At 62.1% G+C, this 24246-nt stretch carries 20 protein-coding genes and 1 pseudogene; 10 read left to right on the top strand and 11 right to left on the bottom strand.

Annotation, left to right across the window (positions count from 1 at the left end):
* Positions 1 to 412: 412 nt before the first annotated feature.
* Together AC1Z32_RS32530 and AC1Z32_RS32535 are read right to left on the bottom strand one after the other, a co-directional pair.
* On the bottom strand, positions 413 to 1789 hold the full coding sequence (locus tag AC1Z32_RS32530; protein ID WP_483482929.1) for an NHL repeat-containing protein: 1377 nt from the start codon (positions 1787 to 1789) through the stop codon (positions 413 to 415).
* A gap of 259 nt (positions 1790 to 2048) precedes the next feature.
* A complete protein-coding gene (locus AC1Z32_RS32535; RefSeq protein ID WP_483482930.1) occupies positions 2049 to 2942 on the bottom strand; it encodes a LysR family transcriptional regulator in 894 nt (297 codons plus the stop codon).
* Positions 2943 to 3037: 95 nt separating this feature from the next.
* On the opposite strand from AC1Z32_RS32535, the gene glaH reads away from it, so the two are divergent.
* The 3 genes from glaH (at position 3038) to AC1Z32_RS32550 (ending at position 6142) form a co-directional block, all read left to right on the top strand.
* A complete protein-coding gene (gene glaH, locus AC1Z32_RS32540; RefSeq protein WP_483482931.1) occupies positions 3038 to 3958 on the top strand; it encodes a glutarate dioxygenase GlaH in 921 nt (306 codons plus the stop codon).
* Positions 3955 to 5211: an L-2-hydroxyglutarate oxidase gene (gene lhgO, locus AC1Z32_RS32545; RefSeq protein ID WP_483482932.1), complete on the top strand. Its 1257-nt coding sequence runs from the start codon at positions 3955 to 3957 to the stop codon at positions 5209 to 5211. The genes glaH and lhgO overlap by 4 nt, the downstream gene beginning before the upstream one ends.
* 88 nt (positions 5212 to 5299) lie before the next feature.
* A complete protein-coding gene (locus tag AC1Z32_RS32550) occupies positions 5300 to 6142 on the top strand; it encodes a TauD/TfdA dioxygenase family protein (RefSeq protein ID WP_483483370.1) in 843 nt (280 codons plus the stop codon).
* A 49-nt stretch (positions 6143 to 6191) separates the two neighbouring features.
* Here the strand turns inward: AC1Z32_RS32550 and AC1Z32_RS32555 are convergent, their stop codons facing one another.
* A complete protein-coding gene (locus tag AC1Z32_RS32555; protein WP_483482933.1) occupies positions 6192 to 6749 on the bottom strand; it encodes an RBBP9/YdeN family alpha/beta hydrolase in 558 nt (185 codons plus the stop codon).
* Between the two features lie 120 nt (positions 6750 to 6869).
* Here AC1Z32_RS32555 and AC1Z32_RS32560 point away from each other — a divergent pair, with 120 nt between their 5' ends.
* Positions 6870 to 7883, top strand: coding sequence for an AraC family transcriptional regulator (locus AC1Z32_RS32560; protein WP_483482934.1), 1014 nt, complete (start codon positions 6870 to 6872; stop codon positions 7881 to 7883).
* Between the two features lie 2 nt (positions 7884 to 7885).
* Here the strand turns inward: AC1Z32_RS32560 and AC1Z32_RS32565 are convergent, their stop codons facing one another.
* The 3 genes from AC1Z32_RS32565 to bktB all read right to left on the bottom strand — a co-directional run bounded on the left by AC1Z32_RS32565 (position 7886) and on the right by bktB (position 11516).
* Positions 7886 to 8857, bottom strand: a complete 972-nt coding sequence (locus tag AC1Z32_RS32565) for a quinone oxidoreductase family protein (RefSeq protein ID WP_483482935.1) — start codon at positions 8855 to 8857, stop codon at positions 7886 to 7888.
* Between the two features lie 133 nt (positions 8858 to 8990).
* Positions 8991 to 10112 carry a porin gene (locus AC1Z32_RS32570; RefSeq protein WP_483482936.1) on the bottom strand — a complete coding sequence of 374 codons (1122 nt, stop codon included), beginning with the start codon at positions 10110 to 10112 and terminating at the stop codon, positions 8991 to 8993.
* Between the two features lie 216 nt (positions 10113 to 10328).
* Positions 10329 to 11516: a beta-ketothiolase BktB gene (bktB, locus tag AC1Z32_RS32575; RefSeq protein WP_483482937.1), complete on the bottom strand. Its 1188-nt coding sequence runs from the start codon at positions 11514 to 11516 to the stop codon at positions 10329 to 10331.
* Positions 11517 to 11761: 245 nt separating this feature from the next.
* On the opposite strand from bktB, the gene AC1Z32_RS32580 reads away from it, so the two are divergent.
* The 6 genes and pseudogenes from AC1Z32_RS32580 to AC1Z32_RS32605 all read left to right on the top strand — a co-directional run.
* Positions 11762 to 13108: an MFS transporter gene (locus AC1Z32_RS32580; RefSeq protein ID WP_483482938.1), complete on the top strand. Its 1347-nt coding sequence runs from the start codon at positions 11762 to 11764 to the stop codon at positions 13106 to 13108.
* Positions 13109 to 13143: 35 nt separating this feature from the next.
* The gene (locus AC1Z32_RS32585; RefSeq protein WP_483482939.1) at positions 13144 to 14352 is read left to right on the top strand and encodes a CaiB/BaiF CoA transferase family protein; all 1209 of its coding nucleotides are present in this window, start codon (positions 13144 to 13146) and stop codon (positions 14350 to 14352) included.
* A gap of 141 nt (positions 14353 to 14493) precedes the next feature.
* Entirely contained in the window at positions 14494 to 15240 is a 747-nt protein-coding gene (locus tag AC1Z32_RS32590; protein WP_483482940.1) for a GntR family transcriptional regulator, read from the top strand.
* Positions 15241 to 15449: 209 nt separating this feature from the next.
* Positions 15450 to 16748: an MFS transporter gene (locus AC1Z32_RS32595; protein WP_483482941.1), complete on the top strand. Its 1299-nt coding sequence runs from the start codon at positions 15450 to 15452 to the stop codon at positions 16746 to 16748.
* Between the two features lie 157 nt (positions 16749 to 16905).
* Entirely contained in the window at positions 16906 to 17961 is a 1056-nt protein-coding gene (locus AC1Z32_RS32600) for a beta-keto acid cleavage family enzyme (RefSeq protein WP_483482942.1), read from the top strand.
* A 115-nt stretch (positions 17962 to 18076) separates the two neighbouring features.
* Positions 18077 to 18481, top strand: a pseudogene (locus tag AC1Z32_RS32605) (IS30 family transposase); the annotation flags it as partial.
* A 235-nt stretch (positions 18482 to 18716) separates the two neighbouring features.
* On the opposite strand, the gene AC1Z32_RS32610 reads toward AC1Z32_RS32605, so the two are convergent.
* The 5 genes from AC1Z32_RS32610 to AC1Z32_RS32630 are packed head-to-tail and all read right to left on the bottom strand — an operon-like array spanning position 18717 to position 24225.
* Positions 18717 to 19406: a TetR/AcrR family transcriptional regulator gene (locus AC1Z32_RS32610; RefSeq protein WP_483482943.1), complete on the bottom strand. Its 690-nt coding sequence runs from the start codon at positions 19404 to 19406 to the stop codon at positions 18717 to 18719.
* 58 nt (positions 19407 to 19464) lie between these two features.
* Positions 19465 to 20640 (bottom strand): FAD-dependent oxidoreductase, encoded by a 1176-nt coding sequence (locus AC1Z32_RS32615; protein WP_483482944.1) that lies wholly within the window; start codon positions 20638 to 20640, stop codon positions 19465 to 19467.
* A gap of 30 nt (positions 20641 to 20670) precedes the next feature.
* On the bottom strand, positions 20671 to 21678 hold the full coding sequence (locus tag AC1Z32_RS32620; protein WP_483482945.1) for an ABC transporter ATP-binding protein: 1008 nt from the start codon (positions 21676 to 21678) through the stop codon (positions 20671 to 20673).
* Positions 21662 to 22678, bottom strand: coding sequence for an ABC transporter ATP-binding protein (locus tag AC1Z32_RS32625; RefSeq protein WP_483482946.1), 1017 nt, complete (start codon positions 22676 to 22678; stop codon positions 21662 to 21664). Before AC1Z32_RS32625 ends, AC1Z32_RS32620 begins: the two co-directional genes overlap by 17 nt.
* On the bottom strand, positions 22675 to 24225 hold the full coding sequence (locus AC1Z32_RS32630; protein WP_483482947.1) for an ABC transporter substrate-binding protein: 1551 nt from the start codon (positions 24223 to 24225) through the stop codon (positions 22675 to 22677). Before AC1Z32_RS32630 ends, AC1Z32_RS32625 begins: the two co-directional genes overlap by 4 nt.
* Positions 24226 to 24246 lie beyond the last annotated feature (21 nt).

A 24246-nucleotide genomic window follows, 5' to 3' on the forward strand; every position in this document is an offset into this window, starting at 1 on the left:
GCGTATTTGTCTGTGGTATGCCACAAACTCGCGGGTGGTGCCAATCGAAAGCGGCCGTTCGAGTGCCGCGATCGAATGTCTCAAGGTGGCCGAGCCCTGCCGAATGGCCGACGTGCGAGCGTCGGTCATAGCGGACTCTGACGCTGGTCGCGTTCAACATCGGCAGCCTGACGGATTGCGGACGTTGCTGGCGTCTCACGGCAGGACCGCAACGACTGAGCCAGCGAATTCACACTTACGACCCGAAGCCGTCCTTCGATGCAGTTCTGCGTAAGTGACAGGTTTTGGAGGTCCAGCGGACCTCCCCGTCTATGCGCACGGCAGCACGCAATCGGATTGCGTCTGAATTTGGGTTGATCAAGTCAGCAATCCTTTGCGCACCGTCGCCTGAAGTATTACGGCAACCTCTCAATCAAGGTACAGGCGTGATCTTGAGAATCTGGCTGTTTCCGCCGTCAGCAACGTAGAGATTGCCTTGCGCGTCCACCGCTACACCGTAGGGCCCGCTCAGCGCGCTCGAGGTCGTAATCGGTGTGGCGGTGGAACTGCCCGGTGCTATCGCCAGTATCTTGTTGGTCATGGAATTCGCGACGTAGACATTCCCGCTCGTATCCACGGCCAGACCATAGGCACCGGCGAAAGTCGACGATGCGGCGAGTTGCGTGACAGTGTTGCTGCCCGCCGAAATCTTCAGGATCTTGTTGTTCGTGTAGTCCGACACATAAACGTTGCCGCTCGCGTCCACGGCCATACCCATCAACATTCCGAAGGAATACGAGGGCGCCAGTACGGAGACAGTGGTGCCGTCAGGCGCGATCTTGACGACCTGATAATTGTTCGTGTCTTCCACATAGACGTTGCCGCTGGCATCCACGGCTACACTCATCGGATCGCTGAACGTGTGCGATGCCGCCAACTGCGTGACGGTAGTTCCGTTGGAGGATATCTTGAGAATCTTGCTATCGTTCGCATCGGCTACGTAGACATTGCCGCTCGCATCCACTGCGATACCCATGGGTCCGTTGAACGTGTATCCGCCGCCTAACGTCGTGACGCTGCTGCCATCGGCAGAAATCTTGACGACCGTGTTGCCATTGGTGTTGCCGACGTAGACGTTTCCGCGCGCATCGACCGCGGTGGCCATGGGCGTACTAAACGTGTACGTCGAGGCCAGTCTGGATACGTTCCCGTGGGCAGCCGAACAGGCTACCGCCACGTTGCTCACGTCGTTTGTGACTGTGCCGCTGCCATTCGTTACATTGCAAATCTTCCACAGCGGATTTTTGCCTACGGTGACCGCATAGGCGTTGTTGGTCGCGACTCGCGTTGCGAACGTGAACGAACCATTTGCCGTCAACGTCAGCGCGTCGCCGCCGTTATTGAGCAGCGTCAGCGGCTCGTAGCCCGGCAGACCAGCGACGGCACCGCCGACTCGATACGTGACCACAGGCGGAGCGCTGCTCGCCGGGGCTTCGCTCGCCGGAGCGCTGCTCGCCGGGGCGCTGCTCGCCGGAGCGCTGCTCGCCGGGGTGCTGCTCGCCGGGGTGCTGCTCGCCGGGGTGCTGTCCGCCGGAGCACTGCTCGCCGGTGAGTTGGTGGTTTGCTGCGGATTGTTCGTGCCGCCGCAGGCAGCGAGGAACAGGCACAGCGATGCGATGACTGTTCGCTTCAGGGATGACGATGCGACCTTTTTCATTTTTTCCGCGAATGAGTGTTGCCAGGATTTGTCGAGGAAAGCCAGATACTCTTCGCGGTTGCTCGTAGTTTGACTGTCGACCTTCTCACCCATTACGGCAGATTCGCGTCAAAGTTGAGGCTGGTGTTCGTTAAATTACGCGATGCTCGACGCAACTTCGCGAAACTGGCGAGCGCTATGAATCACATAATCCGCAAGCGCTGTGGGGAATCATGTCACGTCGTGATCGGACGTCCGCTTGGGGATTGTCGCTGACCGTCTGAATGTCCGGGCAATGCTTGGACGAATGGCTCATCATGGCCGGTTTCGGCCTAACGGACGTCTCCTCGAACCATCATTCGCTACCCAAAGCTCAAAGACCGAACAACCCGATTGCCGTCTCCACGAAACGCTTGACAGCCGGGGCGCCCTCGCGTTTTCTGTACGCGACGGCAAGTTCCGCTTCCTCGTGGTAATCGACGATGGGGCGAAAGGCGATATCGACGGGCGCGAACGCTTTCATCGATTGCGGCACCAGCACCACGCCGTAACCCGCCGCCGCCATGCACAGCCCCGTGACGAAATCGGCGACGCGATGGCGCGGTGTGGCATCGAATCCGCCAAGACGGCCCAGGCTCGAGAGATTCTCCGCAAACCCCTCACTTTCGCTGAACTGCGGAACGATGAAGGCCGCATCGCGCAACGCATTCGGACGCACCGTTTCCGATTCCGCCAGCGGATGATCGGCCGCAAGCGCGATCATCAGTTGCTCGCGCATCACCACGGTCGCCGCCACGTCATCCGGATAGCGCGAACGTGAACGCAGCAGGCCCACATCGAGCCGGCCATCGTGCAGGCTTTCGAGTTGCCGGGGCGTTTCCATCGCCGTAATGTCCAACTTGACCTGCGGGCATGCCGTGCGGAAGCGCTTGAGTGTCGCCGGCAGCAAACCCGTCGACACCGCCGAGCCGACATAGCCGAGCGACACATTCCCCGCTTCGCCACGCGCCGCGAGCCGGCCGACCGATTCTGCGCGTTCGAGCTGACGCAGCGCGAGCATCGCCTCTTGCAGAAAGACCTCGCCCGCGCTCGTCAGCGTCACCGCCGCGCGCTTGTTGCGATTCAGCAGTCGCACGCCGAGCGTGGTCTCGAGCTTTCTGATCTGATCGCTCAACACGGACTGCGCGATGTTCAGCCGGTCCGCCGTGCGCGCGAAGTGCAGGTCCTCGGCCAGCGACACGAAAACCTTCAACTGGCGACTATCCATTTATTCGCAAGTTCCGATTAAAAATCCCGTTTTGGGCAGTTTAATCGAACACAGGAACAGCGTGAAATAGGGGCACCCACTACACGGAGTCCAACATGAACGCACCTGTCGAAGCCCATATCGTTCAGCCGCTTTTCAGCATTCACGCCCATCCGCAGCACAATCGCCTGCGCCGTATCGAACTCGATCAGAATGCGCTCGCGCGCTTTTTCGAGGCCGTAAAGCACGTCGATGTGCAGAACCTGCAGTACGTGCCCTACATGCGCTTCATGCTCGCGCACGAGTTGAACCGCACGCTCGGCGGCGCGTTCGGCGCGGCGCTCACCCAGATCGTGCGCGATCGGTCGAGCGGCGGCTTTACGCTCGGCGTGCAAGGCGCGACGTCCGACAGCGACGACTACGTGCGCTTCGGCACCGCCATCGCGCATCTGCTCGGCCCGAGCAATCACGATGCGATGTCGGGTACCTACTACGCCCGCTTTCTCGTCAAGCACACCGACGCCAGCGATTCCTATCTGCGGCAGGCTTACCGGCTGTTCTCGCTGCATACCGACGGCACCTACGTCGAGGAAGAAACGCACTGGCTGCTGATGATGAAGTTCGACGAAACCCACGCATCCGGCGGCGAGTCGCGCCTGCTGCATCTGGACGACTGGGCCGAACGCGACGAATACGCGCTCGATCCGATGGGCGCGCTTCCCTTCGTCTTCAAGGCGCCCGGTTCGAAGAACGTCAGCATGGCCGTCGAGCGTCCCTTGTTCTTCCACTCGGCGTTCGGTCTGTCGATGTCGTTCATCGACCAGTTCGTGCAGCCGCGCACGCTCGACGAAGCGCGCTATCTGTACGCGATGTCGAATTCGATGGAAACCTCGCCCGCGACGAAGGAAATCAGCTTGCCCGTGGGCGAACTCATCGTCGCCAACAACTTCTTCTGGGTGCATGGGCGCGCGCCGTTCGAGAAGCATCCTGAACTGCATCGCGAACTGATGCGCCAGCGCGGAGTGTTCGCCCAATGACCGCACACGTCTCTCTGCGCAATGCCGATGCGGACGTGATCGTGATCGGCGGCGGCATCATCGGCGCATCCACCGCGATGCAGCTGACCGAGCGATATCCGTCGCTCAAGGTGCTCGTGCTCGAAAAAGAAGACACGCTCGCCGTGCATCAGTCCGGCCACAACAGCGGCGTGATTCACGCGGGCGTCTACTACTCGCCCGGCAGTCTGAAGGCCGATTTCTGCCGGCGTGGCGCCGCCGCGACCTACGCGTTTTCCCGACGCCACGGCATTCGCTTCGAACAATGCGGCAAGCTGATCGTCGCGACCGACGCGCTCGAAGTGCGGCGTCTCAAAGACCTGTTCGAACGATGCAGACAGAACCAGCTTCAGCCGCAATGGCTCGACCGCAATGAACTGACGCGCGAGGAACCGCGGATCGTCGGTGAAGCGGCGATACGCGTGGCATCGAGCGGCATCGCCGATTACCCCGCCGTGACCCGCGCGATGGCGAACATGGCGCGCGAAAACGGCGCAACCCTTCTGCTGGGGCAGGAAGTCACCGGCATGAGCGAGGACGAGAACGGTGTCTCCGTGACGACAACGCATGCGCGTTTTCGCGCGAAGCACGCGATCGTCTGCGCGGGTCTGATGGCCGATCGGCTCGCGCGCATGTGCAAGCTCGACGTGGACTTTCGCATCGTGCCTTTTCGCGGCGAATACTACCGGCTGCCCGCGTCGAAGAACGATATCGTGCGGCATCTGATCTATCCAGTGCCGGACCCCGCGCTGCCGTTTCTCGGCGTGCATCTGACGCGCATGATCGGCGGCTACGTGACCGTCGGCCCGAACGCAGTGCTCGCAATGGCGCGCGAAGGATACCGCTGGCGCGATATCGACATGGGCGATCTGGCGGAGATGGCAACGTTCGGCGGCTTCTGGAAGATGCTCAAGACATATGGTCCGTCCGGCATCTCCGAAGTGCGCAATTCGCTCTGGAAAAGCGGCTATCTCGCGCTGTGCCGGAAGTATTGCCCCGAGCTGTCGCTCGACGACCTCGAACCTTATCCCGCCGGCGTGCGCGCTCAGGCGGTGTCCTCGGATGGCGCGTTGATCCATGATTTCCTGATTCGTCCGTCGAAACGCAGCTTGCATGTATGCAATGCGCCCTCGCCTGCCGCGACTTCGGCGCTGCCCATCGGCGAATATCTGGTCGACGCCTTCGCCAAGACGTTCGACATCACGCCACGCACTGAATTATTTATGTCGACATAAATAAAAATCGGCGCTATGCTGAATGGAAACGGACATTGCGCAAACAATGAAGTGCGACCGTTCAAGAACGATGGAGACATGCAAGATGATCAAGATTGAAAAACTCACGGCCTGCATTGGCGCTGAGGTGTCGGGCGTCGATCTGGGCGACGCGTCGAGGGACGAATCGCTCTTTGCGGAGATCAGGGCGCTTTTGCTGCAGCATCGCGTGCTGTTCTTCCGCGACCAGGACATGTCGCGGGCGGAGCACGTCTCGTTCGCGCGCCGCTTCGGCGAACTGGAAGAACATCCGGTGGCGGGAAGCGATCCGGAGCATCCGGGCCTCGTGCGCATTTACCGGTCGGAGGCGAAAAACCCCTACGAAAACAACTATCACACGGATGGTTTGTGGCGGCCGGATCCGTCGATGGGCGCGGTGCTGCGCTGCATCGAGTGCCCCGAAACGGGCGGCGATACGATCTGGGTAAACATGGTCGAGGCGTATCGGCAATTGCCGGACGATATCAAGCGACGCATCGAAGGATTGCGGGCGAAGAGCAGTATCGAACATTCGTTCGGCGCGGCGATGCAACCGGACGAGCGCAGAAAGCTCGCCGCACAGAATCCCGATGTGGAGCATCCCGTCGTGCGCACGCATCCGGAAACCGGCGAAAAGATCCTTTACGTCGGCAGTTTCACGACGCACTTCGTCAACTATCACACGCCGGAAAATGTCCGTTACGGACTCGACAAGACGCCGGGCGCGAGCCTTCTGCTCAACTATCTGCAAAGCCAGGCGTTGATTCCCGAGTATCAGGTGCGCTTCAGATGGAAGCCGAACAGCGTAGCGGTCTGGGACAATCGTTCGACGCAGCATTATGCGGTCATGGACTACTGGCCCGCGCCGCGCAAGATGGAACGCGCGGGAATTGTCGGCGACAGACCTTACTGACGTCGCCTTAATAAGGATAACGACACGGTCCTTGAACCGTGTCGCGCTCTTATAGCAACTCGCTCAAGAGTTCTTCTGCACGAGGCCATTCACCATGTCCCGACGCAGGATTCAGATGACCGACCGCGCCCAGTTCGACGAAGCGGCTTGCCCATGCTTGCGCGAACTCGCGCGCGCGATCGATACGCGTCAGCGGATCGTTACTGCTCGCCGCGACGATGCTCGGAAACGGCAAGGTTGCGCGCGGGATCGGCAGCCATCCGTGTTCCTCCAATGCGCCGATGGTCGGATAGCCCGCGGGCATGGGCGTTTCGAGATCGGCCGGCGCGGCGAGCAATGCACCTCGAATCTTCGACGAATCATGACGGCTGGCCCAGTGGACGAGCATCATCACCCCCGCGCTGTGGGCCACGACGATCACGGGACCTTCGATCGATTCGATTGCGCGCGCGATCGCCACGACGCGCGCGGTGCAACCGAGCTTGTCGTGTTCGAGCGGCTCGACGGTGCGCACGCGCGGCAACTTCGCGGCGAGCAAGGTTTGCCAATGGTCCGGAACGTGATCACGCAGTCCCGGAACGATAAGAACGGTATTCGATTCAGTCATGTTCTTGGATCAACAGAGAAAGATTGAGATGCACGCTCAGTGTGAAAGCAGCTGGCCTAGTGCGCTTGACGATGAATGTCACGGCGTTATCCACTAACGACAACAGTTCTACTTTCGACGATGTCATCACTCGTTCGCGCCGCCTGTCTCACCAACTACAGTGAGGTCGCGCGCGCTTGCGCGCTCGATCCCGTGCGAATGCTGCTCGATGCAGCACTCAGCCCTTCCGTGCTCAACAATCCCGATGTGATGATCCCCGTCGAACGCGTCGGACAATTGCTTCAGGATTCCGCGAGGCTATCGGGAATCGAAAGCTTCGGTTTGCGCATGGCTGAAACGCGCCTGTTGTCGAATCTCGGTGCGGTCGGCCTGCTCGTGCGCGATCAGCCCACGCTGCGCGAGTCGCTCGGCATGCTGATGCGCTATCAACCCGTGCTCAACGATGCGCTCTCGCTGACCGTCGAGGAATACGACGGGCTCGTCATCGTTCGCGAAGCCGTCAGAGCGGGCAACGCACATCAATCGACACGTCAGCGGATTGAGCTCGCGCTCGGCGTGATGGTGCGGCTGATTCGCCAGCTCATACGCCCCGACTGGCGTCCGCGGCGCGTGTGCCTGGAACACGCCCCGCCGCGAGATGTCGGCACGCATCTGCGCTTCTTCGGACCGTGCGTCGAATTCGATTGCGATTTCAACGCGATCATTTTCTCGAAGGCTGATCTCGACGCCCGCAATCCACTGGCCGATGTCGCGATGGCGCGCTACGCCCAACAACTGGTCGACGCATCGACCCGTCCGCACGCGACTACGCTCGAAGCCGTGCAGCGCACGATCCTGCAACTGCTGCCCGGCGGCCGATGCAGCATCGAGCAAGTTGCGGAACATATGGGCATGGTGTGCCGCACGGTGCAACGGCGGCTCGCCGAACAGGGCCACAGTTTCTCGACGATTCTCAACGACGTGCGCCGCGAACTGACGACACGGCATGTCATCGAAGGCGATCGTCCGTTGACCGAGGTGGCGGCGCTGCTCGGCTTTGCATCACCGAGCGCGTTCTCGCGCTGGTACCACACACAATTCGGATGCAGCGCGAAGGAAAGCCGCGCACAGCGTGGCGCCGTGCGCCGGCTCTGAGATCACGGCACGAGAACCGTCGAACCCACCGTCTTGCGCGATTCGAGCGCGCGATGCGCGTCGGCGGCGTCGGCAAGCGCGTACATCTGACCGGGCTCGCTCCTGATCTTCCCGGCGAGCACGAGATCGAACAGTTCGCGCGCCATCGACAGCATGTGCGAACGCGGCGTGGCGTAATGAACCATCGCGGGACGCGTGACCCAGAGCGAGCCTTTGCGCGCCAGCACGCGCGTATCGATCTGCACGGGACCCGACGACGTGCCGTTGCTCACCAACGTGCCGCGCACCTGAAGACTGTCGATCGATGCATTCAACGTGTCCTTGCCGACCGAATCGAACACGACCTCGACGCCCTTGCCATTGGTCAGCTCACGTACGCGCTCCGCGATATTTTCGCGCGACGTCACGATGGTATGCGTGCAGCCGTTCGCCTTCGCGACCTCGGCCTTCTCGTCGGTGCTGACCGTGCCGATCATCGTGACACCCAGCGCGCGCGCCCACTGACATGCGATCAGGCCGACCCCACCCGCCGCCGCGTGATACAGAATCGTTTCATGGCCTTTAAGCGGATACACCTGGCGAAACAGGTACTGCGCCGTCATGCCTTTCATGATGAGCGTCGAAGCCGTCTTGTCGCTGACGCCATCGGGTAAAGGAATCAGCACATCGGCGGGCATCACGCGCACATCGGAATACGAGCCCTGCGGCCCGAGCAAATAGCCGACGCGGTCGCCCACCTTGATATCGTCGACGCCCTCGCCCACGGCTTCCACCACGCCCACCGCATCCGAACCGAGACCGTTGGGCAGCGCGAGCGGATATTGCCCGGTGCGGAAATAGACATCGATGAAATTGACCGCAACATACGTATGACGTACGCGCGCTTCGCCGGGGCCGGGATCGCCCACGTGAACATTTTCCAGACGCAGCACGTCGGGGCCGCCGATTTCGTCGAATCGAATTGCTTTTGCCATGTTGAAGAGTCCTTGTTGAAGAACGGACGATCGCATCGCGATGCCTCTCGCGAAACATATCGCGAAATTATATTCATGTCGACATTATTTATGTCTCAATGGTACATTTGCAGTTCGCTGCTCGTCGACGCAATCAGAATGTATGTCGAATGCCCAGTTCGAAGCCCATTTGATTCGAGCCGCCGAACGGAGCAGCGGGAACGGCCGTGCCCGCCGATACGGAATAGATCGCGTTCTTACCGTGGTTCTTCATATAGCCCGCCACGCCGTACACGGACGTGCGCTTGCTGAGGTAGTAATTGGCCCGAAGCACGCCGAGCGTGCCGTTGGCGTCATCCGTGGCGTTGCCGATGTGAGAGATCTGCGCATCGAATTGCCACACGCCGAAAAGGGCGGATGCGCCGAGCCATTCGATATCGGTCTTGACCGAGCGCGCATCGCCATGAAGGAGGCGGTGAATCCAGCCCGCGCCGATGCGCACCGCGCCCACGGTGAGATGGCCGTTCACCTGATAACGGCGGTCCGTATCGCCTGAGTTGGTGAACGCGACGCCCGGCGCGCCCGGAACCACGGCGTTGGGCGCGGAGCCCGGCCCGCCGCGCAATTCTTCGTACGACGTCGCGACACCCCAATTGCTCGCGTCGTACTTGATCATGGCCGACAGTCCGCGGCAGGCGATCGCGTCGCCCGCGACCTGACCGCCGCAATTCACGGCCGTCGATGAATCGCGTCCGAAGGAATATGTCGCGCCGAGGGTGAAGCCGTAGAACGTGCCCGTGTAGGAGACCGCGTTATCGAAGCGGTCCGCGAGCAGTGCGCTATCGAGCGATCCCAGACTGCCGATTCCCGCTGCGCCGATGATATTCGCATCGATCATCGCCCACGTCATCATGCTGTACTGGCGTCCGAATGTGAGTTGTCCCCAGTCGTTCTTCAGGCCAACATAGGCCTGGCGGCCGAACAGCCGGCCAGCCTGCTGCAATGCGCCGTTAGAAAGAGAAAAGCCGTTCTCCAGCGTGAAAACGGCCTTGAGTCCGCCGCCGAGATCTTCCGATCCCTTGAAGCCCCATCGCGACGGCACATCGCCGCCGCCGATCACCGGCATGCGCGCGACCGCGCCGCCCGTCGGTGTTGCGTGCGTCAGGTATTCGACGCCCGTGTCGACGATGCCGTACAGCGTGACCGAACTCTGCGCGAACGCGGGCGCGCAGGCCAGCGGGGCGATCAGTGAGATCGCAAGTCGTGCGTGCCTCATTTTGTCTCCGGTTAGTTCGCGTCGGTTTTATTAAAAGCGTGCCGCTAAGATTTTGTAGTTCGTATTCCGAATCGATATATTCATCAGCTGGTCCGACTGCTTAACCACGATTTACCGCGCAAAGACGCGACGGCTCATCGCAAAAGCAGTCTGTCGGCGCTTACGATTCACATCGACACGAATTCAATGCACGTGACTCGCGACAAATACGCAGCGCTACAGGCGCTCGAACACCGCCGCGACGCCCTGCCCGCCGCCGACGCACATCGTTACGAGCGCGTAGCGGCCCGCGATGCGCCGAAGCTCGTAAATCGCTTTAGTGGCGAGAAAGGCGCCCGAACAGCCGATCGGATGCCCGAGCGCAATGGCACCACCGTTCGGATTGGTCTTGTCCGGATCGAGTTCGAGGCCGCGGGCAACCGCGATCGCCTGTGCGGCGAAGGCTTCGTTGCTTTCGATCACGTCCATCTGATCGAGCGAAAGGCCCGCTTTTCTCAAAGCCTGTTTGGTCGCCGGAATCGGCCCCTCGCCCATGATTTCGCTCGATACACCCGCGACCGCATAGGACACGAGCCGCGCCATCGGTGCGTGCCCTGCCCCGCTCGCAACGGCTGCATCGGCCAGCACTAAAAAGGCCGCGCCGTCGTTGATGCCGGACGCGTTCCCGGCAGTCACCGAGCCGTCTTTTTTGAACGACGGCGCGAGCTTCGCAAGCGACTCCATCGTCGTGTCAGGCTTGACGTGTTCGTCCGTATCGAACACGACTTCGCCCTTGCGCGTGTGCTTCACGATCGGCACGATCTGCGATGCGAAGCGCCCTTCCGCGATTGCCCGCACCGCCCGACGATGCGACTCCACCGCGAGCGCATCCTGCTGCTCGCGCGTGATATTCCATTTGCGCACGAGATTTTCGGCGGTCAGGCCCATATGCCCGGCACCGAACGGATCGGTCAGCGTTGCGAGCATCATATCGATGAGTTTTGCATCGCCCATGCGTACGCCGTTACGCAGCGACGCAAGCAGATGCCCGCTGCGGCTCATCACTTCGACGCCGCCGCCCACGCCGTAGTCGCAATCACCGAGCATGATGTTCTGCGCGGTCGTCAGAATTGCCTGCAGACCCGACGAACACAATCGATTCACAGACATCGCCACCGTCCGCATCGGCAGGCCTGCTTGAACTGCGGCGGCGCGCGCCACGTAGGCGAAGCGGCTGTCGGCAGGAATCGTGTTACCCACGGTCACATACTCAATTGCCTGCGGATCGACGCCCGAACGCGCGACGACTTCCGTCATCACTCTGCCCGCGAGATCCGCCGGCTCGAACTCGGCCAGCGCACCACCGAAGGTTCCGATCGCGGAACGCGCCGCGCTCAACACCACTACCTCACGTCTGCTCAACATGACTTGCCTCATTGAACTGAAAACACTCGCTCACCTGAGGCCAGTCTAGAGTCGAGTCTCGTCACCGACTTGACCGATCAGGTCACGCACTAAACATTTCCCGACAACGCGGGTTAACGCTGAACGGTGTCGACGTGGCATCGAATGTGAAGCATGTGGCGCGACTTGCAAAGCGGAGCATGTCGATGCGCTCTAGAGTCGGGGCAAGCGTCGGCACGGGCGCTGATTTCAGGAGACAGTCAAGCATGCATGCGCATCCCGATCTTCCTTCGAGCACGCATCGCGACCGCTATCTGACGGGCCGCCGCGAAGCATGGTTCGCCTTCGCGATGACCTTCGCGCTGATGCTGTTCGACTTCATCGACCGGCAAGTGATCGTCTCGCTCTTTCCGCATATCAAGAACGAATGGCATCTCAGCGACAAGCAACTCGGCTCGCTGGTGTCGATCGTTTCGATCGTGGTCGCGGCGGGCGGCATTCCGGTTGCGCTGATCGCGGATCGCACGGGCCGCGTGAGAAGCGTCGTCGTGATGGCGATTGCGTGGAGTCTCGCGACAATCTTGTGCATGTTCACAGGAAACTACAGCCAGTTGTTCACCGCGCGCGCGATCGTGGGCCTCGGCGAAACGGGGTATGGATCGGTCGGCGCGGCACTCATAGCGACTTTGTTTCCACCGCGCCTGCGAAGTGCAACGCTCGGCGTGTTCTTCGCCGCGCCGACGCTCGGCTCGGTATTGGGCGTGTTTCTCGGCGGCATGATCGCGGCGCACTTGGGGTGGAAAGCAGCGTTCGGTGTCGTCGGCGTACCGGGACTCGTGTTCGCGCTGATCTATCTGCGCGTGCGTGATTACGACACGGTAGCGCTGACATCCGCGCCGCAGCGCGCGGGCGAAACGCTCCGGCACATCTTCGGCACCTTGCTGCGCACGCGCACGTTGCTGGTCGTTTGCGGCGGCGCGGCCGCGCAATTGATCACCATTTCCGCGATCTGGTCGTGGCTGCCGAGTTATCTGAATCGCTATCACGACATGAATGTGGAAACGGCCGCAAGCACCGCGGCTGGCGTGGTGCTGGTCAGCGCGCTGAGCTGCACGTTCTGGGGCATCGTGGTCGGGCGTCTCACGCAGCGCACGCCACGCAACAAGCTGCCCGCCTTATCGCTGTTGTGTGTGACGACATGCGCGATCTTCGTCACCGCATTCGGCGGACCCTATACGGGCGATGCGCAACTCATGCTGATCGTAATTGGCGCGTTCTTCATGAACTGCACGGTCGGTATCGTGGCGGGCGTCGCAATGGACGTGGTTCATCCGGGCATGCGGTCGACGGGTGCGGCAGTGGTGTCTCTGTTCCAGAACATGTTCGGCCTGGCGGTCGGTCCGTTTCTCGCGGGCGTATTGTCCGATCGATGGGGTTTGCAGCATGCGTTGGCTCTCACGCCGCTGTGCAGCCTGCTGGCTGCGGTGTTCTTCGTGATTGCCATGCGCAGCTACGATCACGATGTTTCGCGTATCGTCGCGGCCGTGCGGGACGTGACGCCCATCGACAAGAATGATCGCGTGGGCACCGCAGACGGCGTGACGTCATCTTAGACATTGCCTCAGACACATCAACATCAGGAATATCGATGCCTAACCAAACTGCTTCGCTGCCGCTGGCCGGCGTGCGCGTCCTCGATCTTTCCCGCGTGCTGGCCGGCCCGTGGTGCGGCACGGTGCTCGGCGATCTCGGTGCGGAGGTGATCAAGGTCGAACATCCGCAGCGCGGCGACGATACGCGAGACTGGGGCTTGCGTGTCGGCGCAACGCAGACGTCATACTTCAACAGCGCGAACCGAAACAAGCGTTCGGTGACGATCGATCTGCAAACCGCCGATGGACAACGCATCGCGCAAGCGCTTGCGCTGAAATGCGATGTCGTGCTGCAAAACTTCCGGCACGGTGGCGCCGAAAAATTCGTCCTCGGCTATGAGCAATTGAAGCGGCATCACACTTCGCTCATCTATTGTTCGATCAGCGGCTACGATCCGACCGGTCCGGAAGCCGCGCGCCCCGGCTACGATCTGCTCGTGCAGGGCGAAGCGGGGCTGATGGCATTGAACGGCGAAGCCGGCCGGCCGCCGCTCAAATTCGGCGTCGCCGCCGTCGATCTTTTCACCGGCATGTATGCGGCGCAGGCGGTGCTCGCGGCTTTATTCGAACGTCAGCGAACGGGAACTGGCCGTCACATCGAAATGGCGCTCTTCGATTGCGGTCTGATGATCGCCTCGTACTACGGACTCGAAGCGTTGATGACCGGTCAGGATCCGCTGCGCTACGGCAACGCTCATCCGTCGATCGTGCCCTACGGTGTGTTCGATGCCGAAGACGGTCCGCTCGTCATCACGGTCGGCAATAACGCGCAGTTCGACCGATTCTGTCGCGAGGTCATCGAACGGCCCGATCTCGCAGAGGATGATCGCTTTCGCACGAACATCGCACGGACAAAGAATCGCGCCGTGCTCGTGCCCGAGATCGATCGCGAACTCACGCGGCGCAAACGTGCCGTGTTGCTGGAACGGCTGAAGAATGCGGGCATTCCTTGCGGCGAAGTGCTCGGACTGCATGAAGCACTGACCTCGGAACGTGCAACGGCTTCCGGTCTCGTAACGCATCTGCCGCATCCGGAAAGCGGTGAAATGCAGGTGCTTTCTCCGCCCTATCGTCTGGACGGTGCGCGTCCTCCGGTGCGGCATGCGCCGCCATCGCTCGGCGAAGGCACGCACGACGTGTTGCGCTCTCTGCTCGATCTGGACGATACGCAACTCGCGCGACTCGAAGCGGACGACATCGTGTGAGATTTTTGTCGACATTACACAGATCGTGAACATAAAATCGGGCTATTTACCTTTGACGTGCGTCACTCACCCGGCATGGCCCGACTAAAGACTCAGAACCTCCCCGACCTTTCCGCGCTCCTAACGCCGAAAAATCCGCTGATGCTGGCCGTCGAACGCGCCGTGCTGCGCGGCCAGGACTGGGCCTACGCATCCGCACCGATCGCCGAGCAGATCGCGGCGCGGCTCGCCGGCGTCATCACGCTCGATCTGCTGAAGGCGGGCCAGCGCCTGCTCGAAAAAGATATTAGCGAAGTGCTGCATGTAAGCCGCGCGCCGGTGCGCGAAGCGCTGCGCATTCTGGAGCGCGATCGGCTGATCGAATTTCAGGCGCGACGCGGCGCGATCGTCACCGAGCCCGACGAAAGCGAACTCCGCGACATCTTCCGCGTGCGCAGCGTGCTTTATCTGACGATGCTGGAGCAAGTCTCCAACGAAAGCCCCGACGAGTTGGAGGCGCTGTTATCCGAGCGGCTGCCGAGACTCGCCAAGGCCGCCGATGAATCGCCGGACGCCTATGCGGTAGAGAGCTTTCTCTTGAATTTCGCCGCCGTCGATCTGTGCCGCAACCGGCTGCTGGTGGATATCCTGCAATCCATTTCGCTCCGGACGCTGCGCTATCTGCGGCTGAGCATGGTCGCTCAGCCGCAAACCATTCGCCTTTCTCTCAAGCGCTGGCGTGCATTGCATAAGGCCATTGTCAGCCGCGACAATGAAACGCTGCTTGCTCTGGCCGCACAACGTCTCGACGAAGCACGCGATGCCGCGGTTCAAGCTGTCATGCCCGTTCCCACGGCCAAGCGGAGTACGCGGTCCAAAAGCAATACATCGCTCGCTTCACAAGACTGAAGCCCGGCGCACCGGCCGTTCCGGTGCGCTTTCACATCGATCTCCCGTTCATCCTCTGCGCAAGGCGCTCCCGGCCGCGCCGGCGCTTTCGCTCGTCCCTGCTTCGCGAAGCATGAGGTCTAACCCCTAATTGTTTAATGTCGACATAAATTAGATCGAGTGATACGCTTCCTCCGAAGAAGTGGTTCAATCACAGGAGGAGACATCCGATGAATCTATACACGGCTGACGATGTGCGAGCCGAAACGATCCCGACCACGCGAGCGTCCGCACGCGCCTATGCATGGGTGGTGTTCGCCCTGATGTTCTGTCTTTTGCTGTCCGACTACATGTCGCGACAGGCGCTCAATGCGCTGTTCCCGATACTGAAGACGCAGTGGGCATTGTCGGATACGCATCTCGGCACGATCAGCAGCATCGTGCCGTTCACCGTTGGTTTGCTGACGCTGCCGTTTTCGATCTTCGCGGACCGCTGGGGACGCGTGAAAAGCATTGCATTGATGGTCGCGTTGTGGAGCGTCGCCACCTTGGGATGCGCTATCGCAAGCACCTATGAAGAGATGCTGGTGGCGCGATTTTTTGTCGGTGTCGGCGAGGCGGCGTATGGCAGCGTCGGCATTGCGATTCTCGTGAACATCTTTCCGAAGCACATGCGTTCGAGCATCGCCGGTGGTTTCACTTCGGCGGCCGCGTTCGGATCGGTGCTCGGCGTTTCGCTATCGGGTGTCATCGCGACGCATTTCGGCTGGCGCTGGTCGATGGGCATAATGGCGATTTTCGGCTTCGCGCTGCTCGTCGTGTACTGCTGCGTAGTGAGCGAGAAAAGGCTCGAACGCGCGCATCCGAACGATGTCGAGCCGGTCAGCTACGGTTCCGCGAAGTTACCCTTGCCCGAACTGATCGCGGCTATTTTTCCGAGTCGATCGGTGTTCTGCGCCTATCTCGGCTGTGCGTTGCAAGTTTTTATCCAGGGCACGCTATTCGTGTGGTTACCGAGTTATCTCAACCGCTATTGGAACATGTCCGTCAGTCAGGCGGCGTTGACGGCGGCGGGCCTCGTTCTCGTCAGCGGTCTGGGACAACTGATGTGCGGCGTGATCACCGATCGCGTATGCGGCGGCTCATCGCTCAAGCGATGGAACATGGCCGCGACGTACTGCCTTGCGCTGGGCGTTTTGCTCACGATTGCCTTTCGCGTCCCTCAAGGTTCGTTGCAACTCGCTCTGCTCGGCGCCGCCGTGTTCTTTCTTGCGAGCTCCTTCGGCACATGCAGCCCGATCGTCGCCGGAGCGACATCACCCGCCATTCATGGTTCGGCCTTCGCGACGCTCACACTCTTCAACAACATTCTTGGTCTTGCAGCGGGTCCCTTTCTGACGGGCGCAGCAGCCGATGCTTTCGGTCTCAAGGATGCATTGCACTGGCTTCCGCTGCTGGCGGTGCTGCCATTCGCGGTATTCATGCTCGGAAGACGCTTTAGTCTCGCTGAAGCGAAGCGCGCCGACTGAATGTTTCCGCGCGTCCGTCGCGACGATTCGTTAATCGATTAGTAGTCCACTATGTCACGAATAGCAAAATAACAGGCATCGAATGCAAAGCGGAACAGCCGCTTCTGGCTGGATGATTAAGTCATCCGGACCCCTCAACCCTAATCAAGACATCACCATGAACTTTCTCGACGGCCACCTGTATCCCGAGAACCAGCAGCCGCTGATCATCACCGCCGCGCCGTATGCGCCCGGCTGGATTCCCGCCGACTTCCCCGAAGACATTCCGATCACGATGGAGGATCAGATTCAGAAGGCCGTCGATTGCTACGAAGCCGGCGCCACCGTGCTGCATCTGCACGTACGCGAACCGGATGGCCACGGCAGTAAGCGCCTGTCCATGTTCAACGAGCTCATCGCCGGCGTGCGTGAGCGCGTGCCGGAAATGGTCATCCAGGTCGGCGGCTCCATTAGCTTCGCACCGGAAGAAGGCCAGGCCGCCAAGTGGCTCAGCGATGACACGCGCCATATGCTCGCCGAACTCGATCCAAAGCCTGATCAGGTTACCGTGACCGTCAACACCACACAGATGAACGTGACCGAGCATGCCGGTCTCGACGACTTCAGAGGTGTATCGCGCGGGTTCCCTCACCTGTACGCAACATACAAGGACATGATCGTGCCCTCGAACCCGAGCTGGGTCGAGGAACACATTCGCCGACTCACTGCCGCCGGGATCCAGAGCGAGTTTCAGTGCTACAACATCAACAGCTTCGAAACGATCGAACGGATGATTCGCCGAGGCGTGTACAAAGGCCCGCTCGTCATGAACTGGGTGGCGATCAGCGGCGGGATGGATCAGGCGAACATCTATAACCTCGCCAACTTCCTGCGTGCGGCCCCTGACGGGGCGATCATAACGGTCGAAAGTTCGGTGCTGAATGTGTTGCCGGTGAACATGATCGGCATGGCCTTAGGGCTGCATGTGCGATGCGGCATCGAGGACGTGCTGTGGAACCAGACGCGCACCGGGAAGATGAGCTCCGTTGAACAGATCAAGCAGCTGGTGCGCATCGCCGGAGAGTTCGGCCGTCCGATTGCCACCGCGCAGCAGGCACGCGAGATCATGAAGATCGGCGTCTTTTACGAAACCGCGGACGAAACGCTTCAAGCCAATGGTTTCGCGCCGAACCGTAACGGTGGAAATCAGGGATTTCTACGAAAGCAAGCCTAGAACCAACTGTCTCGCCATCGCAAGCGAAGTAACACCGGGGTGCCACGCGTTTCCGACGCGTGGCTGCCTATTTACAGCTTGGCATTAGAACACGATGGGCGTCTGTCTTCGACCCCTCGTCGAACGTCAAACTCGCTACGTCATGCTGGTCAAGATAACCAATAAGGACAGTGAGACGGTCATTAATGCACTCATCAAACACGCCTGCAAGCTACCACAGGAACTGTATAAGTCGCTGACATGGGATCGGGGAACTGAGATGGCCGGGCACAAGCGCTTCACCGTGGCCACTGATATACAGGTCTACTTCTGTGATCCCCAGCACCCATGGCAGCACGGATCAAATGAGAACACGAACGGGCTACTACGACAGTACTTTCCTAAAGGAACCGACCTGTCAATATACTCACAAGCCAAACTCAACGCCGTGGCGCGACGGCTGAACGAGCGCCCAAGAAAGACCTTGGGTTACGAAACGCCAGCGGAGCGATTCCAGCAAACTATTGCATCGACCGGTTGAATCCGCCACCCGAAACGGACGTTAAACAAGGCGGAAAGCGGGCGTTCGCAGAGCGGGATGTCGCGCTCAGCCAACACGACTGCACATATGACCTATTTGAAACCTCGACCGGCGGCTCGTGGCCGAGCACGGTCCAATGCTGAATCGACGATCCGATCCAACGTCGGCATCGGCATCGGGCAAAAGTCGACCCTGAAAAGGTGGCCGCTATCGCGCTCGGTCTGACTGCTTCTCGCTAGCTGTGCGCCCCCTCGTACCGCTTCATCACTTCATGCCAGATCGCGCTGATCTTCTTTGCGATGTCGTCGGGATCAGGGAAGGCCTCGCTGATCAGCGCATCGTTATTGATGTAACGCTCGCTCAGCGTTTCGATGGTCATCGTGATCAGGATGCGGATGGTCCCGGCATACTCGATCCGCTCGGCCCCCGTGAACTCGCGCCCGCGCCGCCGCCCGGAGACGTGCACGACCTTCATCGCCCACTGGTCGTTGCGCTGCTCCCGGATCTTGCACAGTTCGGCATTGCGATGAATGGCCGTGAACAGGTTCGCATTCGACGCATAGGCCCGCGAGTACCACAGGTTCGCCTCCAGAATGGCATCGTAGGCCGGCAGGTGCCGCGAGCTGCTCACGCGGCTTCCCTCGATGTACTCGAAGAACATGTTCAAAACTTCAAAGACACAACTCTCGATATCCTTGAAGTGGTTGTAGAAGGTGCTGCGCGCGAGCCCCGACTGCTCGAGCAAATATTCGACGGTCGGATTCTGCGCGGGGTTGTCCTGAAGAAAGCGCGCGGCGATTGTCACGAAGACATAGCGCGTGCGCTCGCGTTTCGACAATGACCGGTCCAGCGCCTTGGCCGCGAGCATCTCTTCGAACCTGAGCGACGACGGTACGTCGCGTGCCTCGACAGGCGACTCTGCCATCATCGGACTCCCTGGGTGACGTTAATAGCGCTGCATTTTACCGAACGCGGAAACAGCATCAACGCGTCGAGGAGGCCGGCACTCCCTGAAACCGGCCGACATCCAGATGCGCGACCTGAGGCCCCGCTTCGCCTTCCACGATGAGCCGCGCCACCGCCTCGCCGATCGCCGGCGAGAATTTGAAGCCGTGTCCCGAGAAGCCGGTCGCGACGAGCGTCCGCGAACCCTTCGCGCCCGGCACGCAGCCGAGCAGGCCCTCGCCGTCGGGCGTATACGCATCCATGTAGACGCCAATGCGCACCGGATCCCGGCGCAAGCCCGGCGCGACCGCTGCCGCGGCGTCGCACAGATGCGCCAGCTCGCCGGGAGGCAGGCTGCGCGGCAAGGCCTGCGGCGCATCGATGGCGGGCCAGCCGCCGATGTTGCAGCTGCCCTTGACGGTCGCGCCGTCCATGCTCGGAAACATGTAGAAGTAGCCGCTCTCGAAAAGGTGCATCAGCACAATCGAATGGCCGATGTCGTAGCGGGCCGGCTCGCGCGGCGCGAACCAGCCGAGCGAGATGCGCCGCGTGACGAGCGGCAGCGCGGCCAGCGCCGGATCGAACGAGGCCCAGCCGCCCGGCGCCATCACAACATGGGAGAACGTCGCCTTCGTATCGCCGGAGCGCAGCTCGACGCGATCGTCGAACGACTCGACGGCATCGACGCTCGTGTAGTTTCGCAGGCTCGCACCGAGCCCAACCGCGCGCTCCACGGCGCACAGCACCGCGAGATCGGCGCGCAGCGCGCCGCCTTCGGGATCGAACAGCATCATCTCCTCGGGCGCGAGATGAAACTGCGGGAAACGCCCGGACGCAGCCGCGCGATCGAGCGCTTCGAGCCGCAGGCCGAACTCCGCCGCCGTCTCGCGGATCGCACGCATGCCGGGCGCGTGCGCCGCGCCGACCGTCGCGACGCCGGTCTGATACAGCAGCCGCTGATCGGCCTCCGACTCCAGTTCGCGCCAGATCGCGAGGCTTTCGCGCACCAGCGGCACGTGCCGCGCGCCTTCCTTGCAGGCAACCCGGAAGATGCGGCTTTCGCCTCCTGCCGCGCCGCGATCGTGCGCGGGCGCATAGCGGTCGAACAAGGTGACCCTGACGCCGCGCCGTGCGAGGCGCCACGCGCTCATCGCGCCGATCACGCCCGCCCCGACGATGGCGACGTGCAAAGAAGACGAAGATGATTTGAGCATGCTGGAACCGGTCGAAGAAGAAGGAAGGTGTCAGGCAAAGTGGCAGGCCACGCGCTGCGGCGCGCCGGCACGATGAATCAAGGCCGGCGTCGATTGCGCGCAGATGTCCCGCGCCATCCAGCAGCGCGTGCGAAAGCGGCAGCCGCTCGGCGGATCGGTCGGGCTCGGCAGATCGCCGGTCAGCACGCGCGGCGCGCGCGCACGCTCGACGCGCGGATCGGGAACGCTGGCGCTATCGACGAGCGCCTGCGTGTACGGATGCCGCGGCGCCTGCAGCACATCGCGCGCGGTGCCGGATTCGACCACGCGGCCCATGTACATCACCGCGATGTCGTGCGAGATGTTGGCGACCACGGCCAGGTCGTGTGACACGAACACGTACGACACGCGCAGATCGTCCTGGAGCTCGCGCAGCAGATTGACCACTTGCGCCTGCACGGAGACATCGAGCGCGGACACCGGCTCGTCGCAGATCACCACGCGGGCCGGGCGCACCAGCGCCCGCGCGATGCCCACGCGCTGCTGCTGCCCGCCCGACAGCGAATACGGATAACGCGACGCGTGCCCCGCGTTCAGCCCGACGCGTTCGAGCATCGAGATCACGCGCGCGGCGCGCTCTTTTTTCGGCAGATGCGCTTCGTGAATATCGAGCGGCTCGCGCACGATCTCGCCGATCTTGAGGCGCGGGTTGAGCGCGGTGTAAGGCGACTGGAACACCATCTGCACGTCGCGCATCACCTCGCGCCAGCGCTCGCCGTGCAACTGCGAGATGTTGACGCCGCCCACGTGCAGCGTCCCGGCGCTCGGCGCGAGAATGCCGACGAGCATGCGCGAAAGCGTCGACTTCCCGCAGCCCGATTCGCCGACGATGCCGAGCGTCTTGCCGCGCCCGAGCGAAAGGGTCACGTCATCGACCGCGTCGAGCGACAGCGGCCGCGCCGGCCAGGGCCGCGAGATCCGAAAGCGCCGGCACAGGCCGGACGCATGCAGCGCCGGAACCTCGTCGGCGGGCGTCGCCAGTTCATGCACGTTCTGCATACTTCACCTCATCCGGAGAGAACCGGCATAGGGTCATGCGGCCATCGGCGAACACGATCGGCCGCGGCAGTTCCGCCGCGCATTCCGGCACCGCGAGCGGGCAGCGCGGATGGAACGCGCACCCTTGCGGAATCGCCTGCGGCGAGGGCGGCGCGCCCGCGATCGCGCGCAGCGCCTCGCCCGGGCAATCGAGACGCGGCATCGCTCTGAGCAAGGCGCGCGTGTACGGATGCGCGGGCGCGTCGAACACGTCGGTGACGGGGCCGGTTTCGACCGCGCGCCCGGCGTACATCACCAGCATGCGATCGGCCATGCGCGCCACGACGCCCATGTCGTGCGTGACGATCAGCACCGCCATGCCCAGTTCGCTGCGCAGGCGCATCAGCAGTTGCAGGATCTGCGCCTTGATGGTGGCGTCGAGCGCGGTGGTCGGTTCGTCGGCTATCAGCAGGTCGGGTTCGAGCGCCAGCGCGATCGCGATCAGCGCGCGCTGACGCATGCCGCCCGAGAACTCGTGCGGATAGTGATGCACGCGGTCTTCCGGCGACGGAATGCCCGTCAGCGTCAGCAGCTCGACGGCGCGCCGCATGGCCGCGCGGCGCGACATGCCGCGATGAACCATCAGCGTCTCGGCGATCTGGAAGCCGACCGTCGTGCACGGATTGAGCGCCGCGAGCGCGTCCTGGCTGATCAGCGCCATGCGCTCGCCGCACAGCCGGCGGCGCGCGCGCGGCGAGAGCGTCATGATGGGCTGGCCGGCCAGCGTGATCCGGCCGGTGGTGGTCGCATCGCCGGAGAGCAGGCCCATCACCGCCTGCGCCATCGTCGACTTGCCGGAGCCCGACTCGCCGATCACGGCGAAGACTTCGCCGCGCGCGACGCGAAAGCTCAGGTCGCGCACCACCCGCACGTCGCCGGTCCGGGTGCCGAACGACACGTTGAGGTCGGCGATGTCGAGGATGGGCGTATCCGCCTCGCTGCGCAGTGTGGACACGTTCATTTCGCCGAAACCTTGACCGTGGCGAGGTCGAAGTTGTCGCCGAAGCGCGCGTCCCACTGGAGCCGCTTCGAGAAGCCGTAGATCGATGCCGCCTGCCACACCGCCGCGACGTAATAGCGGTCGTGCACCAGTTGCTGCGCGGCTTTCCAGTCCTCGGCCCGCTTCGCATCGTCCATCTGGCCGGCGGCCTGCGCGGCCAGCTTGTCGAACTCGGGGTCGGCGGTCACGCTGAGCGGCGAGCTCGAATTGAGAAACGAGTTCATCTTGCTCGCGTCGCCCTCGCCGAAATCCCAGCCGATGATATAGAACGGCCCGCCGCTGCGGCTCTGCATCATGCCGATCAGACGGCCCCACTCCATGACCTGCGGCGTGATTTTGAAGCCCGTCGAGTTGAGCTGCGCGTTGATCGCCTGATAGATGTCGCGGTCGTTCACGTAGCGGCCATCCGACGTGTAAGTCTTGAGGTCAATCGGCTTGCCGTCGAGCTGCGCCTTGGCGTCCCTGCGGTCGGTCGGATACGGCTTGATCGCCTTGTCGTACTGCACGACGGTCGGCGCCAGCGGCGGCCCCAGCACGCGGCCGTACTTGCCGAGCAGATGCGTCACGATGTTGTTCATGTCGAGCGATTCGACGAACGCCTTGCGGACCTTGATGTCGTTGAACGGCGGCTTGCGCGAATCGAGCAGCAGCGTGTGCACGAGGCCGTCCATGCTGGAGATGACCTTCGCGTTCTGCGACTTGTCGATGCGATCGACATCCGCGATCGGCACGCGCTGGATGATGTCCACTTCCCCTTGCAGCAGCGCATTGACGCGCGTCGAGTTCTCGGGCACGAAGGTGAAGCGCCCGACCGAGACGTCCGGCACGGTGCCCCAATAGGTCGGATTGCGCTCGAGCGTCAGCGCGCTGCCCTTGCGCCACTCGGTCAGCTTGTACGGGCCCGATCCGAGCGGCTTGTCGTTCACTTCCTGCTGGCTATGCGATTCGAAGTAATGCTTCGGCACGATGAACACCCGCCCGCTGCCCCCGATGGGCTGCATGCGTCGCGGGAGCAGCGGATCGGGCGTCTTCGTGCGGATATCGACCGTGGTCGGATCGACGACGATCACCTCCGAGATCGATGCGATCTGCGACGCGTGCGGCGAATTCGTCGCCGGGTTGAGGATGCGGTCGATCGAAAACTTGACGTCCTCGGCGGTCAGCGGCTTGCCGTCCTGGAACTTGACGTCGCTGCGCAGCTTGAATTCCCACAGCGTCGGCTCCTTGAGCGTGTACGACGTGGCCACGTTCGGCAGCAGCTTCCCGTTGTTGGGATCGAGCGCGAGCAGCGTGTCGTAGATCTGGCTCATGATCGCCATGTCGGGGCCATTGGCGGTGCGCGCCGGATCGAGCTGATCGATGCCGCCGCTCAGCGCCACGCGCACTTCGGCGCCCGCCGGCGGCGCCGCGTGCGTGGCCGGCACTCCCACGCAGAGGAGCACCGCGCATGTCAGCGCGCGCCACGCCTTCGCCAGGGGACTTGCTGCAACTGGTTCTCCCGCTTTCATGAGCTACCTCTTCAAGTTGAG

The organism is Caballeronia sp. 11_S32, from assembly GCF_056930355.1.

Excerpts from the sequence above, each read along its gene's own strand:
- AC1Z32_RS32535 (WP_483482930.1), bottom strand. The coding sequence starts at position 2,942 with ATGGATAGTCGCCAGTTGAAGGTTTTCGTGTCGCTGGCCGAGGACCTG.
- AC1Z32_RS32595 (WP_483482941.1), top strand. The coding sequence starts at position 15,450 with ATGAATCTATACACGGCTGACGATGTGCGAGCCGAAACGATCCCGACC.
- AC1Z32_RS32590 (WP_483482940.1), top strand. The coding sequence starts at position 14,494 with ATGCTGGCCGTCGAACGCGCCGTGCTGCGCGGCCAGGACTGGGCCTAC.
- AC1Z32_RS32625 (WP_483482946.1), bottom strand. The coding sequence starts at position 22,678 with ATGAACGTGTCCACACTGCGCAGCGAGGCGGATACGCCCATCCTCGAC.
- lhgO (WP_483482932.1), top strand. The coding sequence starts at position 3,955 with ATGACCGCACACGTCTCTCTGCGCAATGCCGATGCGGACGTGATCGTG.
- AC1Z32_RS32570 (WP_483482936.1), bottom strand. The coding sequence starts at position 10,112 with ATGAGGCACGCACGACTTGCGATCTCACTGATCGCCCCGCTGGCCTGC.
- AC1Z32_RS32560 (WP_483482934.1), top strand. The coding sequence starts at position 6,870 with ATGTCATCACTCGTTCGCGCCGCCTGTCTCACCAACTACAGTGAGGTC.
- AC1Z32_RS32580 (WP_483482938.1), top strand. The coding sequence starts at position 11,762 with ATGCATGCGCATCCCGATCTTCCTTCGAGCACGCATCGCGACCGCTAT.
- AC1Z32_RS32615 (WP_483482944.1), bottom strand. The coding sequence starts at position 20,640 with ATGCTCAAATCATCTTCGTCTTCTTTGCACGTCGCCATCGTCGGGGCG.
- AC1Z32_RS32620 (WP_483482945.1), bottom strand. The coding sequence starts at position 21,678 with ATGCAGAACGTGCATGAACTGGCGACGCCCGCCGACGAGGTTCCGGCG.
- glaH (WP_483482931.1), top strand. The coding sequence starts at position 3,038 with ATGAACGCACCTGTCGAAGCCCATATCGTTCAGCCGCTTTTCAGCATT.
- AC1Z32_RS32630 (WP_483482947.1), bottom strand. The coding sequence starts at position 24,225 with ATGAAAGCGGGAGAACCAGTTGCAGCAAGTCCCCTGGCGAAGGCGTGG.
- AC1Z32_RS32555 (WP_483482933.1), bottom strand. The coding sequence starts at position 6,749 with ATGACTGAATCGAATACCGTTCTTATCGTTCCGGGACTGCGTGATCAC.
- AC1Z32_RS32610 (WP_483482943.1), bottom strand. The coding sequence starts at position 19,406 with ATGGCAGAGTCGCCTGTCGAGGCACGCGACGTACCGTCGTCGCTCAGG.
- AC1Z32_RS32585 (WP_483482939.1), top strand. The coding sequence starts at position 13,144 with ATGCCTAACCAAACTGCTTCGCTGCCGCTGGCCGGCGTGCGCGTCCTC.
- AC1Z32_RS32600 (WP_483482942.1), top strand. The coding sequence starts at position 16,906 with ATGAACTTTCTCGACGGCCACCTGTATCCCGAGAACCAGCAGCCGCTG.
- bktB (WP_483482937.1), bottom strand. The coding sequence starts at position 11,516 with ATGTTGAGCAGACGTGAGGTAGTGGTGTTGAGCGCGGCGCGTTCCGCG.
- AC1Z32_RS32565 (WP_483482935.1), bottom strand. The coding sequence starts at position 8,857 with ATGGCAAAAGCAATTCGATTCGACGAAATCGGCGGCCCCGACGTGCTG.
- AC1Z32_RS32530 (WP_483482929.1), bottom strand. The coding sequence starts at position 1,789 with ATGGGTGAGAAGGTCGACAGTCAAACTACGAGCAACCGCGAAGAGTAT.